Origin of the sequence: Pseudomonas zanjanensis, from assembly GCF_014268745.2 — a bacterium.
Lineage (GTDB): Bacteria > Pseudomonadota > Gammaproteobacteria > Pseudomonadales > Pseudomonadaceae > Aquipseudomonas > Aquipseudomonas zanjanensis.
This window is the reverse complement of sequence record NZ_JABWRB020000002.1, coordinates 480139-493761: the sequence shown is the minus strand read 5'-3', so window position 1 is coordinate 493761 and position 13623 is coordinate 480139. Positions and strand designations below refer to the sequence as shown.

The following is a 13623-nucleotide window of genomic DNA, read 5'->3' as shown; positions in this document are numbered from 1 at the left end:
TTCTACCTCAGCTTCAGGGTGGCAAGGCCGACCAGCACCAGGATCACGGTGATGATCCAGAAACGGACGATCACGCGTGGCTCGGGCCAGCCCTTGAGTTCAAAGTGGTGGTGGATCGGCGCCATGCGGAATACGCGGCGGCCGGTCAATTTAAAGGAGGCCACCTGAATGACGACTGACAGGGTCTCCATCACGAACACACCGCCCATGATGAACAGGACGATTTCCTGGCGAACGATCACGGCGATGGTGCCCAGGGCCGCGCCCAGCGCCAGCGCGCCGACGTCGCCCATGAAGACTTGCGCCGGGTAGGTGTTGAACCACAGGAAGCCCAGGCCGGCACCGATCAGCGCACCGCAGAACACAATCAATTCGCCCGCGCCCGGCACATACGGGATCAGCAGGTATTCGGCGAACTTCACGTTACCCGACAGGTAGCAGAAGATTCCCAGGGCGCCGCCGACCATGACCGTCGGCATGATCGCCAGGCCGTCGAGGCCGTCAGTGAGGTTGACCGCGTTGCTCGAACCGACGATCACCAGGTAGGTCAACACAATGAAACCTGCGCCCAGCGGAATGCTGTAGTCCTTGAGCATCGGCAGGATCAGGGTGGTTTCCACCGGCGAGGCGGCGGTCATATAAAGGAAGATCGCCGCGCCGAGGCCGAACACCGATTGCCAGAAATATTTCCAGCGGCTTGGCAGCCCACGGGAATTCTTCTCGATGACCTTGCGATAGTCGTCGACCCAACCGATGGCACCGAAGAACAGCGTCACCAGCAGCACGACCCAGACGTAGCGGTTCGCCAGGTCGGCCCAGAGCAAAGTGCTGATGCCGATGGACGACAGGATCAGCGCGCCTCCCATGGTCGGGGTACCGGATTTGGACAGGTGCGATTGCGGACCGTCGTTACGGACCGACTGGCCGATCTGCAGGTTCTGCAGGGTGCGGATCATCCACGGGCCCAGGAACAGCGACAACGACAACGCGGTCAGCACACCCAGGATCCCGCGCAGGGTCAGGTATTGGAAGACCGCGAAGCCTTTGTGGAACTGTTGCAGGTACTCCGCTAGCAGCAGCAGCATTAATGTTTCTCCGTGGTGGTGCCGCACAGCGCCGCGACGATGTTTTCCATCGCTGCGCTGCGTGAACCCTTGATCAATAAGGTGGTGTTCGGGTCCTGCTCGGCGCCCAGGGCCTGGATCAATTCGGCTTGAGTAGTGAAATGCCGTGCGTGCTCGCCAAACGCGGCGACCGCATGGGCCATCATCGGACCGACCGCATACAGCGCATCGACCTTGCCGCGCGCATAGGCACCGACATCGTGATGTCCCTGTTGCGCCCATTCGCCCAACTCGCCGATATCCCCCAGCACCAGCACGGTACGGCCGGAGAAACCGGCGAGGATATCCACCGCCGCGCACATGGACGACGGGTTGGCGTTATAGGTGTCGTCGATCACGCGCATGCCGTTGCTGGCCAGTTGCGCGACAGAGCGCCCCTTGACCGGCTGCACGGCGTTCAGTCCGGCAACGATGCCCGGCAGCGACACGCCCAGGGCATGGGCGGCAGCCGCGGCGGCCAGGGCGTTGGCAACGTTATGGGTGCCCAGCAGGTTCAATTGGACCCGCTCGGCACCGTCGGGGCTGTGCAGGTTGAAGGCCGGGCAACCGCGGGCATCACGGTCCAGGTCGCTGGCGTAGAAATTCGCGGCGAGGTTGCTCAGGGCAAAGGTCAGCACCTTGCGCTCCCCCGCCCGGGTCTTCCAGATTTCGAAGGCCTTGTCGTCGAGATTCAGCACGGCGACGCCATTGGCATCCAGCCCTTCGATGATCTCGCCCTTGGCCTCGACGATTTTTTCCGGGCCGCCGAACTCGCCGACGTGGGCGGTCCCGGCGTTATTGAGCACCGCTACGTGGGGCTTGGTCATGGCCACGGTGTAGGCGATCTCGCCAAGCCGCGAAGCCCCCAGTTCAATGACGGCGGCGCTGTGTTCCGGCGCCAGTTCCAGCAAGGTCAGCGGCACACCGAGGTCGTTGTTCAGGTTGCCACGGGTCGCCAACACCGGACCACGAGTGCGCAGGATGCTGGCAAGCATTTCCTTGACCGTGGTCTTGCCGCTGGAACCGGTAATGGCCGCGACCGGGTTGCCATACGCTGCGCGGTTCAGCGCACCGAGCTGGCCCAGGGCCTGGCGAGTGTCGCTGACGAGCAATTGCGGCAACGTGCTGTTGCTCACTTCCCGCTCGACCAATGCGGCGACCGCACCTTTGCCCGCGACCTCGTTCAAGTAATCGTGGCCGTCGAAACGCGGACCGGTCAGGGCGACGAACAATTGCCCCGGCGCGATCGCCCGGCTGTCGATGCTCACGCCGCTGAAGGTGGCGTCCGCAGAAATGAGGCGCGCATTCAGGGCGTTGGTCAGTTCGCTGAGTTTCAAGGCTTTAAGCATGGGCCACCTCCCACGCGGTCAGGGCGTGATCGGCTTCCACCAGATCGGAGAACCCATGGCGTTCGCCGTTGATTTCCTGATAGTCCTCATGGCCCTTGCCGGCCAGGACGATGACATCGTCCGCCGAGGCGCTGGCGATCAACTGTGCAATGGCCTGGCCGCGACCGGCGACGAAGGTGACGTTATCCACAGCGGTAAAACCGGCGCGGATGTCGTCGAAGATCCGCAGCGGGTCTTCGCTGCGCGGGTTGTCATCGGTGACCAGCACGCCGTCCGCCAGACGCTCCACCACTTCTGCCATCAACGGGCGTTTGCCGCGATCGCGATCGCCGCCGCAGCCGAACAGGCACAGCAGCCGACCCTTGGCGTGAGGACGCAGGGCCGTGAGGACTTTTTCCAACGCGTCGGGGGTATGGGCGTAATCGACCACAACCAGTGGCTGAGTCCCACCGCCCAGGCGTTGCATGCGTCCGGCTGGCCCCTCGAGTTTTGGCAAGACCTTGAGAATTTCGTCCAGCGCGTAGTCCAGGCCGAGCAAGGCGCCGATGGCCGCCAATACGTTGCTCAGGTTGAAGCGGCCGAGCAAGGTGCTGCGCAGATGGTGCTCGCCCTGGGGCGTGACCAGCGTGGCGCGCACGCCTTCATCGTCGAACTGCGCCTGGCGTATATAAAGGTAGGCGCTGGTATCTTCCAGGCTATAGGTGATCAGCCGGGACTCGCGCTTGTCGGCGGCCAATTGCCGGCCGAACTCGTCGTCGAGATTGATGACCCGGCATTTCAAGTCATTCCAGGCGAACAGCTTGGCTTTGGCTTCGCCGTAGGCCTGCATGGTGCCGTGGTAGTCCAGGTGGTCGCGGGACAGGTTGGTCAACACCGCGACGTCGAACGCCAGCGCCGTCACACGACCCTGGTCCAGGCCATGGGACGAGACTTCCATCGCAACGGCCTTGGCACCGGCCTTCTTCAAGTCCGCCAGGGTCGCTTGCACGGCAATCGGGTTCGGCGTGGTGTGCAGGCCGCTTTCCAGCGCGCCATGAAAACCGTTGCCCAAGGTGCCGACAATGCCGCAATGCTGGCCGAGCAGGTCCAAGGCCTGGGCCACCAGTTGGGTCACGCTGGTCTTGCCGTTGGTGCCGGTCACGCCCACCAGGTTCAGGTGGCGGCTCGGGTCGCCATAAAACCGCCCGGCGATGTCCGACAGTTGCGCCGCCAGGCCCTTCACCGGAATCAGCGGCACGTCAGTGATCGGCAGCACGGTCGCGCCTTGCACTTCGTACGCCACGGCAGCCGCGCCGCGCTTCAGGGCGTCGGCGATATGGTCGCGACCATCGACACGGCCACCCGGCACCGCCAGGAACAAGTCCCCGGCACGTACATTGCGGCTGTCCAAGGCCAACTCACGAATCAGCAGATCGTGACCGGCGTGGGCAAAAATCTTGTTCAGGCTCAGGGACATCAGCCACGCCCTCCTTCGGCTTTCAAGGGAATGACCGGTGCGGTATTGGCCTGCTGGGTCGGCGGCAGGTTATCCGGAGTAATGTTCATTAGACGCAGGGTGCCGGACATCACTTTGCTGAACACCGGCGCCGAGACCAGGCCACCGAAATAGCCTGCCTTGCTCGGTTCGTCGATGACCACGACGATGGCGTAGCGTGGGTCGCTCATCGGGCCGAAGCCGGCGAACAGCGAACGGTAGGAATTCTCGGCGTAGCCTTTGGTGCCCACGGAGGTTTTGCGGGCCGTACCCGACTTGCCTGCCACGTGATAGGCCGGCACCTGGGCGCGGTAGACACCACGCGGCGCCTCGATCACCTGTTGCAGCATGCCCTGCATGGTCTTGGCGACGTTTTCCGGGATCACCTGGGTGGCCTGCGGTGGCTTGTCGGTCTTGATCAGGGTCAGCGGTGCCATGCGCCCGTTGTTCGCCAGCGCGGAAAACGCGTGGACCAACTGGATCGCGGTCACGGAAACGCCGTAGCCATAGGACAACGTGGCGGTCTCAGCCTTGCGCCAGTCACGGTAGTTCGGCAGGTTGCCGACACGCTCGCCCGGGAAGCCCAGGCCGGTGTCCTGGCCGAGGCCGATTTTCTGGGCCAGGCGATAAATCGTCTCGCCGCCGATATCGAAGGCGATCTTGCTCATGCCGACGTTACTGGAGTTGATCAGGATGCCGGTCAGGTCGAGCACCGGGCCTTCAGTCTTGGACACGTCACGGATGGTGTACTTGCCGATCTGCAGGGTGCCCGGGTAGACCTCGACGGTGTCGCTCGGTTTCCAGCGCCCAGTTTCCAGGGCGGCGGCCATGGACACGGCTTTCATGGTCGAACCCGGCTCGAACACGTCGATCATCGCGCGGTTGCGCATCATCGCCGGTTGCAGGTTGCGGCGGTTGTTCGGGTTGTAGGTCGGCTGGTTGACCATCGCCAGGATCTCGCCGGTCTTCACGTCCATGATCACCAGGCTGCCGGCCTTGGCACCGTTCTCGACGATGGCGTTGCGCAGCTCGCGGTTGGCCAGGTATTGCAGGCGCAGGTCAATGGACAACGCCAAGGGCTTGCCGGCCTTGGCGTTTTTGGTGACTTGGACATCCTTGATCAGCCTGCCGCGCCGGTCCTTGATAACCTGGCGTTTGCCGGCGACCCCGGCAAGCCATTCGTCATAGGCCAGTTCGACCCCTTCGCGCCCTCGATCATCGATGTCGGTAAACCCGACCATGTGGGCGGTGACTTCACCGGCCGGGTAGAAACGCCGGAATTCTTCGATGCCGTAGACACCGGGCACTTTCAGGTCGAGCACGCCCTGGCCTTGCTCGGGCGTCAATCCGCGCACCAGATAGATGAATTCTTTATTGGCTTGGGCTTCAAGACGCTCGGCCAGGGCCTTGGGGTCCTGCCCGAGGGCGGCGGCCAAGGCCGGCCATTTTTCCTTGGCTTGCTGCATTTCCTTGGCGTTGGCCCACAAGGTGGTCACCGGGGTACTCACGGCCAGGGGTTCGCCGTTGCGGTCGGTGATCAGGCCACGGTGCGCCGGAATTGGAATATGACGCACACTGCGAGCGTCGCCCTGCCCCTTGAGGAAGTCACGGTCGATGACCTGCAGGTCGATGATGCGCCACGAAATCGCCGCCACCATGATCCCGAGCAAGCCCAGGACCAGACGAAACCGCCACGGGAACAGCGCCCCTTCGAGTTTCATCATGGCGCCACCATTTGCACTTCGGCGGCGCCGGGAATGCGCATTTTCAGCTGTTCGGTGGCCAGTACTTCGATACGGCTATGGGCGGTCCAGGTGCTTTGCTCCAGGATCAACCGGCCCCACTCGGCCTGCGCCTTGTCGCGCACGCTCAGCTCGTTGTAGAGGGTATTGAGCAACTGCCGGTTCCAGTGCGCGCTATAGGATACGGCGATGGCCGACACGAGCACGCCGATAAACAGCAGCAGCATGAAAAAGCTGCCGCCAGGCAGGGGCTTGGCGAAGAGCTTGCTCACCGCAACTTCTCCGCGACACGCATGACGGCGCTACGGGCACGTGGGTTGGCCTTGAGTTCGGCGTCGGAGGCGAACTGCGCTTTGCCATGGATCTTGATTTTCGGCACGAAGGCTTCGAAACGCACCGGCAGGTTGCGCGGCAGGTTATCGGCTTCGCCTTTGGTGAGCTTGCGCATGAACAGCTTGACGATGCGGTCTTCCAGGGAATGGAAGCTGATCACCACCAGCCGACCACCGATCTCCAGCGCTTCAAGCGCCGCTTCGAGACCGACTTCCAGGTCGCCCAGCTCGTTGTTCACGTGGATGCGCAAGCCCTGGAAAGCACGGGTCGCCGGGTTCTTGCCCTTTTCCCAGGCCGGGTTGGCCACTTTCAGCACTTCGGCCAGGTCGCCGGTACGCTCGAAGGGCTTGATGTCGCGGCGCTCGACCACGGCGCGGGCCATGCGACCGGAGAAACGCTCTTCGCCGTATTCCTTGAAGACACGGGCGATTTCTTCCACTGGCGCGGTATTGACGAATTCGGCGGCGCTGATCCCACGGGACGGGTCCATGCGCATGTCCAACGGACCGTCATTGAGGAAACTGAAGCCGCGTTCCGGGTCGTCCAGTTGCGGCGACGACACGCCCAGGTCGAGCAGCACGCCACTGACCTTGCCGGCCAGGCCGCGCTCGGCGACTTCGGCGCCCAGCTCGGCAAAGCTGCGCTGCACAACGACAAAGCGGCCGTCTTCGGCCGCCAGCGCTTGCCCGGTGGCAATCGCTTGAGGATCCTTGTCGAACCCCAGCAACCGGCCGTCCGGACCGAGCTGGCTGAGAATCAGCCGGCTGTGTCCGCCACGCCCGAACGTACCGTCCAGATAGCAGCCATCAGGACGTACGGCGAGAGCCTCGACGGCTTCGTCAAGCAGTACGGTGATGTGGTTAAAGCCGCTATCAATAGTCACAGGATCAAATCACGCAGTTCATCAGGCATGGCGCCCGGTTGTTGAATAGCAGCGAGGTCAGCGGCAGAAACCGCATTCCAGGCATCTTCGTCCCACAGTTGGAACTTGTTCAGTTGGCCCACCAGCATCGCGCGCTTGTCCAGCCTGGCGTACTCGCGCAGGCGCGGCGGCACCAGGAAACGACCGCTGCCATCGAGCTCGAGGTCGACGGCATTACCGATCAGCAAGCGTTGCAGCCGGCGGTTTTCTTCACGCAGCGAAGGCAATGCGCGCAGTTTGGTTTCGATGATTTCCCACTCATCCAGAGGGTAAACGCACAAACATGGGTCAACGGCGTCGATCGTGACGATTAACTGCCCCGAACTTCGCGAAACGAGCTCGTCACGATACCGGCTAGGCATGGCGAGCCGGCCTTTTGCATCGAGACTGATAGCGTTAGCTCCGCGAAACACGTCTGCGTTTCTCCACTTTTTGGCGTTTTACCTTCAAAAAAACCCACTTCATGCCACTTTCCGCCACTTGCGCACACTATAGGAATGCGCCCACCGCACCGTCAAGGCGCGCAATGAAGGAAAAGCCTTATAGATCGGAGATTTAGGAGCGTTTCAGGAGGGGTAACAAGAATCTGACGTAGGAAAAGTCGCCCTAACCTGAAGCAGCACAGGGGACTGCGCGCACAAGTTAAAGTGATTTGTTAAGAGTAAGATTTTTTTGGTATTAGGAACTGCGTCTGCCAGTGATTCCGGCAGGAAGGGAAAAGGTGGAGAGTCGATCTGTAAGCCGGGTTCTGTCTTGAACAGTCATTCGTCTACGATGGCCATCACTGGACATCTTTAGCAACCTACCCGGTCCCAGCGCGGGCCACGCCTTGGGACCCTATTTGGTCTTGCTCCAAGTGGGGTTTACCTAGCCACGAACTGTTGCCAGCCGTGCGGTGCGCTCTTACCGCACCTTTTCACCCTTACCGGCGCCGAAACGCTTAGGCGGTTATTTTCTGTGGCACTTTCCGTAGGCTCACGCCTCCCAGGCATTACCTGGCACTTCGCCCTATGGAGCCCGGACTTTCCTCCCCCCTCTAATTTTCATAGAGGGCAGCGACTGTCCGATCGACTCTCCGCCGCGAAGGTTAACGGTAGAGCGCTTGAAGAACAAGCGCTAAAAGCCCCGGGCCAGCACCGTGTCCCGGTTTCACTGGTCTTTCTGTTTTTCCAGTGCGACCTGGTACAGCACATTCTTGCGCTCGCCGGTGATCTGCGCCGCCAGCGCCGCGGCGCGCTTGAGGGGCATTTCCTCCAGCAGCAGGTTCAGGACGCGCATCGCCTCGCTGCTGACGGCGTCCTCGCTTTGCGGCGGCGTCCAACCCGCCACCAGCACGACGCACTCACCGCGCTGCTGGTTGCTGTCGCTTTCGACGAAGGCGCGCAACTCGGCCAACGGCAGGCCCTTGAGGGTTTCAAAGGTCTTGGTCAACTCACGAGCCAACAGCGCCTGGCGCTCGGGGCCGAACACCAGCTCCATGTCTTGCAGGCATTCGAGGATGCGGTGTGGCGCCTCATAGAAGATCAGCGTGCGCGGCTCCTCCTTTATAGCCTCCAGGCGCGCCCGCCGGCCCACCGCCTTGGCCGGCAGGAAACCCTCGAAAATGAAACGGTCCGACGGCAGGCCTGCCGCCGACAGCGCCGCGATCAACGCGCAAGCTCCCGGTACAGGCACCACACTGATGCCGGCCGCCCGGGCCTGGCGCACCAGATGATAGCCGGGGTCGGAAATCAGCGGCGTACCGGCATCGGAAATCAGCGCAACGTTATCGCCCGCCAACAGCCGAGTAATAAAACGACTGCCTTCGTCCCGCTCATTGTGTTCATGACAGGCCGCCAACGGCGTGGAAATGCCGAAATGCTGCAGCAGGCGCTGGGAGTGGCGCGTGTCTTCAGCCGCGATCAGTGCGACCTCCTGCAGGATTTTCAGCGCCCGGGCACTGATATCGTCCAGGTTGCCGATGGGCGTCGCCACCACATAAAGCGAGCCGGCAGCGGAATTCAAAGCACCTGGAGCAGTCAAAACGCGTACCTCATGATCGGTAAAGACCGCCATTGTAGCGTGTTGTGGCGAGGGGATTTATCCCCGTTGGGCTGCGCAGCAGCCCCCGGAAGGCTGGGCTCCCTTTAACCTGACATACCGAGACTGCGTTTTTTGGGGCCGCTGCGCAGCCCAACGGGGATAAATCCCCTCGCCACAGGTTTGGTGTTTCCACCAAGTGAGTGGCGTCTTTTGTGCTGCGCCGCACTCTTTGAAATACCTAAATTGATCGATTCACGCCACTAACATCGCGCCCCGGCCAGTGCTTGGGTACAATTCGACGCTAATTTGATCTCGTATCAGGAACACTTACATGATCGCTTGCCTGCGGCTGCTCTCCGCCCTCTGCCTCGCTGCCCTCCTGGCGGCTTGCGCCAGCTCGCCCTCGTCCAGCCTTGGCGAACTCCCACGGACCCCGGATGCCAGTATCGAGCAACTGCTCGAACAGGCCACCCAAAGCAAAAACCCGGAAAAAGCCGCCCTGCTGCGCCTGAGCGCCGCAGACCTGGCCTACCGCCAGGGCAATGCCGGCCAGTCCGCACAGATCCTGCAACAAGTGCCGATGGAGCAACTCAAGCCCGGCCAGCAGATTTTCGCCAGCACGCTGTCGGCTGAACTGGCAATGACCCGCAACCAGCCCAAGGCTGCGCTGACCGCCCTGAGCCATCCAAGCCTGCAACACCTGAGCGAAATGCCGGTGGAGCAGCAGGTCCGCACCGGCACCGTCCGTGCCCGCGCCCTCGAGGCCGATGGCCAGACCCTGGCCGCCGCCAAGGAGCGCATTTTCATTGCGCCCCTGCTGGAGAACGACGCCGCGGCGAAAAACCACGAAACCATCTGGTCGCTGATCGCCTCGCTGCCCACCGACCAGTTGCAGCCCACCTCCGCCGACGACCTCGGCGGCTGGCTGAGCCTGGCCCAAGTCGTCAAGACCGCTGGGACCCTGGAACAGCAGCAGGCGGCCATCGACCACTGGCGCGAACAGAACCCGAAGCACCCTGCCGCCCTCCAACTGCCGACACCCCTGGTCAAGCTCAAGGAACTGGCCAGCCAGCCACTGAGCAAGATCGCCCTGCTGCTGCCACAGAATGGCCAGTTGGCCGCGGTTGCCAAGGCCTTGCGCGAGGGCTTCATGGCTGCCCACTACCAGGCCCAGCAGGCCGGGCAGACGCCGCCAAGCATCCAGTTCTATGACAGCGCCAGCCTGACCTCCATGGACGAGTTCTATCGCAAGGCCCAGGCCGACGGCGTGCAACTGGTCATCGGCCCGCTGGAAAAACCGCTGGTCAAGCAGATCAGCACCCGCCCGCAATTGCCGATCACTACCCTGGCACTGAACTACAGCGAAGGCGAACAAGGGCCACCGCAACTGTTCCAGTTCGGCCTGGCGCCTGAGGATGAAGCCCGCGAAGTGTCCCGCCGCGCCCGTGCCGATGGCCTGCACCGCGCCGCCGTCATGGTACCGAAGGGCGAATGGGGCGATCGCGTGCTCAAGGCCTTCAGCCAGGACTGGCAGGCCAACGGCGGCACCATCGTCGCCATCGAACGTGTCGACCAGCCGGTCCAACTGGCCCAGCAGATCGCCGACATGTTCCAGTTGCGCCAGAGCGAAGGTCGCGCCAAGAGCCTGCAAAACACCGTCGGCACCACGGTCGCGGCCCAGCCGTCCCGTCGCCAGGACATCGAGTTCATCTTCCTTGCCTCGACACCGCAGCAGGCCCAGCAGATCAAGCCGACCCTGAACTTCCAGTACGCCGGCGACGTGCCGGTCTACGCAACGTCCTCGGTGTTCAGCGCCAGCGGCGACCAGAACCAGTACAACGACATGAGCGGCATCCGCTTCTGTGAAACCCCCTGGCTGCTCGACGCCAATGACCCGTTGCGCAAGCAGGTCACCGCGCAGTGGCCCCAGGCGGGTGGCAGCCTGGGTCGGTTGTACGCGATGGGGGCGGACGCCTATCGCCTGGCGCCGCGCCTGGGCCAGCTCAAGACGTTGCCGGACAGCCGCATCGAAGGCCTGTCGGGCAGCCTGGCCGTATCTCCCACCCAGCGCGTACAGCGTCAACTGCCCTGGGCCGAGTTCGTCAATGGCCAGGTGCAGCGCCTGCCGGACACCCAGCGCTAATGCCTGACCGATCACGCCAGCAAAGCGGACGGGATGCCGAGGGCCAGGCCCTCGCGCATCTCGAGCAACACGGCCTGCGGCTGCTGGCGCAGAACTGGTTGTGTAAACGTGGCGAGCTTGATCTGGTCATGCTTGACGGCGATACAGTAGTATTCGTCGAAGTCCGCTATAGAAAAAATACCCAATGGGGTGGCGCGCTCGACAGCATTGACGGGCGCAAGCGCCAAAAGTTGATTTTCGCCGCGCAGTACTTCCTGCAACGCGAGTCTCGCTGGGCCGATCATCCCTGCCGCTTCGACGTGGTTGCCATCGACAGTAACGCCGACCAGTTGAACTGGCTGCAGAACGCCTTCGACAGTTGAGCGCCCATGCTGAGCCGGACACCTTCACCTAACTTTTTTGCTCTTTGCTTTGCGCGCCGCACATGTTTGTGCCGATAAGTCGCGCTACTTAAGGTCACACAGATGGACATGCAATCGCGAATTCGCCAGCTTTTTCAGGCCAGTATCGACACCAAGCAACAGGCGATGGACGTACTTGCACCGCACATCGAGCAAGCCAGCCAAGTGATGGTCAACGCCTTGCTCAACGAGGGCAAGATGCTTTCGTGCGGCAACGGCGGCTCGGCCGGCGACGCCCAGCACTTCTCCTCGGAACTGCTCAACCGCTTCGAGCGCGAACGCCCGAGCCTGCCGGCAATCGCCCTGACCACCGACAGCTCGACGATTACCTCGATCGCCAACGACTACAGCTACAACGAAGTCTTCTCCAAACAGATCCGCGCCCTCGGCCAACCCGGCGATGTCCTGCTGGCGATTTCCACCAGCGGCAACTCGGCCAACATTATTCAAGCGATCCAGGCCGCACATGATCGCGAAATGATTGTCGTAGCATTGACCGGTCGTGACGGCGGCGGCATGGCGTCACTGCTATTGCCCGAAGACGTCGAGATCCGCGTACCGGCCAATGTCACCGCACGTATCCAGGAAGTCCACCTGCTGGCGATCCACTGCCTTTGCGACTTGATCGACAGCCAACTGTTCGGGAGTGAAGAATGACCCCTAATCGCCTAGGCCTTCTGGCCCTGACCCTGTGCCTCGGCATCAGCGGCTGCACATCGGTGGTTAACGCCAGCCGGGAAAAGCCGATTGAAGATGACCGCGGCACCCGCACCTTCGGCAGCAAGATCGACGACTCCCTGATTGAAACCAAGGTCGGCGTGAACATCGCCAAGGCCGATCCGGACCTGGACAACAACTCGCACATCGTCGTCACCAGCTTCAACGGTGTCGTCTTGCTGGCCGGCCAGACCCCACGCGCCGACCTCAAGGCCAAGGCCGAACAGGAAGCCAGCGCTGTGCAGCGGGTCAAGACTGTGCATAACGAGCTTCAGGTTCTGCAGCCTTCTTCGCTGCTGGCGCGCCAGAACGATGCCTGGCTGACCACCAAGATCAAGACGCAGATGCTCACCGACGCCAGCATCCCTGGTTCGCGCATCAAGGTTGTGACTGAGAATGGCATCGTGTATCTGCTGGGGTTGCTGACCAAGCAGGAAGCGGCGCAGGCGACCAATCTGGTGCAGGGTGTGTCCGGGGTGCAGAAGATTGTGAAGTTGTTTGAGTACATTGACTGATATAGATGCTGGTACACGAACGGCGCTTTTCCTGGAAAGGAAGGCGCCGTTTTTTTATGGCTTCGTTTTGGGGCTGGTGGGTCGGTGTGTATATCCATTGCTGCGATAACGGCCGCTTAGGGTTCCGCCCTGACGGCGGGTCACTTTCGAGAAGCCCGGAAGCCGGCCCAGTCGAAAGTAACCAAAGCGCTTCTGCCCCACCACTCGGCGCCTCGCCTAGGCTCGGCATGCCTGAACGATGGCATTGCTCCGCGGGCCGCCGCGAAGGCGGTAACTCAGTCACATGGATGTTGGGTTTACTGACCTCATCGCGAGCAAGCCCGCTCCCACAGGGGTTCTGTGTTGGATATGAATTTTGTATTCACTGGAGGTTGAATGTGGGAGCGAGCCTGCTCGCGATGGCGATGGTTCAGTCAAATGGATACTGGGCTTGTCGGCCTCTTCGCGAGCAGGCTCGCTCCCACAGGGGTTCTGTGTTGGATATGAATTTTGTGTTCACTGGAGGTTGGATGTGGGAGCGAGCCTGCTCGCGATGGCGGTGGTTCAGTCAAATGGATGCGGGGCTTGCCGGCCTCTTCGCGAGCAGGCTCGCTCCCAAGGGGTTCTGTGTTGGATATGAATTTTGTGTTCACTGGAGGTTGAATGTGGGAGCGAGCCTGCTCGCGATGGCGGTGGTTCAGTCAAATGGATGCTGGGCTTGCCGGCCTCTTCGCGAGCAAGCCCGCTCCCACAGGACCTTGAAAGGGATGGTTGTAAGAACGGAACCATAAGCACGCGTTACCGCAGAAACGGATATACACATAAAACCACGACACAAAAAAATGCCCGCATCTCACGACACAGGCATTTTCTTAACCAAGCTGCAGACTTTCACACGATCAGTGACTGGCACTTATCTACAA

At 61.9% G+C, this 13623-nt stretch carries 12 protein-coding genes and 1 other RNA gene; 4 read left to right on the top strand and 9 right to left on the bottom strand.

The genetic code is table 11. The features are described 5' to 3' along the window. Positions 1-2: 2 nt before the first annotated feature. The 9 genes from mraY to rsmI form a co-directional block, all read right to left on the bottom strand. Positions 3-1085 carry a phospho-N-acetylmuramoyl-pentapeptide-transferase gene (gene mraY, locus HU715_RS17995; protein WP_063324484.1) on the bottom strand — a complete coding sequence of 361 codons (1083 nt, stop codon included), beginning with the start codon at positions 1083-1085 and terminating at the stop codon, positions 3-5. Then, on the bottom strand, positions 1085-2452 hold the full coding sequence (locus HU715_RS17990; protein ID WP_186705124.1) for a UDP-N-acetylmuramoyl-tripeptide--D-alanyl-D-alanine ligase: 1368 nt from the start codon (positions 2450-2452) through the stop codon (positions 1085-1087). The genes mraY and HU715_RS17990 overlap by 1 nt, the downstream gene beginning before the upstream one ends. After that, the gene (locus tag HU715_RS17985; RefSeq protein WP_186705123.1) at positions 2445-3908 is read right to left on the bottom strand and encodes a UDP-N-acetylmuramoyl-L-alanyl-D-glutamate--2,6-diaminopimelate ligase; all 1464 of its coding nucleotides are present in this window, start codon (positions 3906-3908) and stop codon (positions 2445-2447) included. Before HU715_RS17985 ends, HU715_RS17990 begins: the two co-directional genes overlap by 8 nt. Next, on the bottom strand, positions 3908-5647 hold the full coding sequence (locus tag HU715_RS17980; protein WP_186705198.1) for a peptidoglycan D,D-transpeptidase FtsI family protein: 1740 nt from the start codon (positions 5645-5647) through the stop codon (positions 3908-3910). Before HU715_RS17980 ends, HU715_RS17985 begins: the two co-directional genes overlap by 1 nt. Then, positions 5647-5940, bottom strand: a complete 294-nt coding sequence (ftsL, locus tag HU715_RS17975; protein ID WP_003178214.1) for a cell division protein FtsL — start codon at positions 5938-5940, stop codon at positions 5647-5649. The genes HU715_RS17980 and ftsL overlap by 1 nt, the downstream gene beginning before the upstream one ends. Then, the gene (rsmH, locus tag HU715_RS17970) at positions 5937-6884 is read right to left on the bottom strand and encodes a 16S rRNA (cytosine(1402)-N(4))-methyltransferase RsmH (protein WP_434574420.1); all 948 of its coding nucleotides are present in this window, start codon (positions 6882-6884) and stop codon (positions 5937-5939) included. Before rsmH ends, ftsL begins: the two co-directional genes overlap by 4 nt. Then, positions 6881-7336, bottom strand: coding sequence for a division/cell wall cluster transcriptional repressor MraZ (gene mraZ / locus HU715_RS17965; protein ID WP_186530428.1), 456 nt, complete (start codon positions 7334-7336; stop codon positions 6881-6883). Before mraZ ends, rsmH begins: the two co-directional genes overlap by 4 nt. Before the next feature lie 308 nt (positions 7337-7644). Next, an RNA gene (rnpB, locus tag HU715_RS17960) (RNase P RNA component class A) lies at positions 7645-7998 on the bottom strand. Positions 7999-8072: 74 nt separating this feature from the next. Then, positions 8073-8978 (bottom strand): 16S rRNA (cytidine(1402)-2'-O)-methyltransferase, encoded by a 906-nt coding sequence (gene rsmI / locus HU715_RS17955; RefSeq protein WP_186705122.1) that lies wholly within the window; start codon positions 8976-8978, stop codon positions 8073-8075. Between the two features lie 298 nt (positions 8979-9276). Here rsmI and HU715_RS17950 point away from each other — a divergent pair, with 298 nt between their 5' ends. The 4 genes from HU715_RS17950 (at position 9277) to HU715_RS17935 (ending at position 12721) form a co-directional block, all read left to right on the top strand. Then, positions 9277-11088, top strand: coding sequence for a penicillin-binding protein activator (locus HU715_RS17950; RefSeq protein WP_186705121.1), 1812 nt, complete (start codon positions 9277-9279; stop codon positions 11086-11088). Further along, positions 11088-11450 carry a YraN family protein gene (locus tag HU715_RS17945; RefSeq protein ID WP_186705120.1) on the top strand — a complete coding sequence of 121 codons (363 nt, stop codon included), beginning with the start codon at positions 11088-11090 and terminating at the stop codon, positions 11448-11450. The genes HU715_RS17950 and HU715_RS17945 overlap by 1 nt, the downstream gene beginning before the upstream one ends. Before the next feature lie 102 nt (positions 11451-11552). Next, on the top strand, positions 11553-12146 hold the full coding sequence (locus tag HU715_RS17940; RefSeq protein WP_007928463.1) for a phosphoheptose isomerase: 594 nt from the start codon (positions 11553-11555) through the stop codon (positions 12144-12146). Further along, a complete protein-coding gene (locus tag HU715_RS17935) occupies positions 12143-12721 on the top strand; it encodes a BON domain-containing protein (RefSeq protein WP_030139689.1) in 579 nt (192 codons plus the stop codon). Before HU715_RS17940 ends, HU715_RS17935 begins: the two co-directional genes overlap by 4 nt. The last annotated feature ends 902 nt before the right edge of the window (positions 12722-13623 follow it).

Coding starts and splice junctions, on each gene's coding strand:
- rsmI (WP_186705122.1), bottom strand. CDS start 8,978: ATGGCGGTCTTTACCGATCATGAGGTACGCGTTTTGACTGCTCCAGGT.
- HU715_RS17935 (WP_030139689.1), top strand. CDS start 12,143: ATGACCCCTAATCGCCTAGGCCTTCTGGCCCTGACCCTGTGCCTCGGC.
- HU715_RS17950 (WP_186705121.1), top strand. CDS start 9,277: ATGATCGCTTGCCTGCGGCTGCTCTCCGCCCTCTGCCTCGCTGCCCTC.
- HU715_RS17980 (WP_186705198.1), bottom strand. CDS start 5,647: ATGAAACTCGAAGGGGCGCTGTTCCCGTGGCGGTTTCGTCTGGTCCTG.
- HU715_RS17940 (WP_007928463.1), top strand. CDS start 11,553: ATGGACATGCAATCGCGAATTCGCCAGCTTTTTCAGGCCAGTATCGAC.
- HU715_RS17990 (WP_186705124.1), bottom strand. CDS start 2,452: ATGCTTAAAGCCTTGAAACTCAGCGAACTGACCAACGCCCTGAATGCG.
- mraY (WP_063324484.1), bottom strand. CDS start 1,085: ATGCTGCTGCTGCTAGCGGAGTACCTGCAACAGTTCCACAAAGGCTTC.
- HU715_RS17945 (WP_186705120.1), top strand. CDS start 11,088: ATGCCTGACCGATCACGCCAGCAAAGCGGACGGGATGCCGAGGGCCAG.
- HU715_RS17985 (WP_186705123.1), bottom strand. CDS start 3,908: ATGTCCCTGAGCCTGAACAAGATTTTTGCCCACGCCGGTCACGATCTG.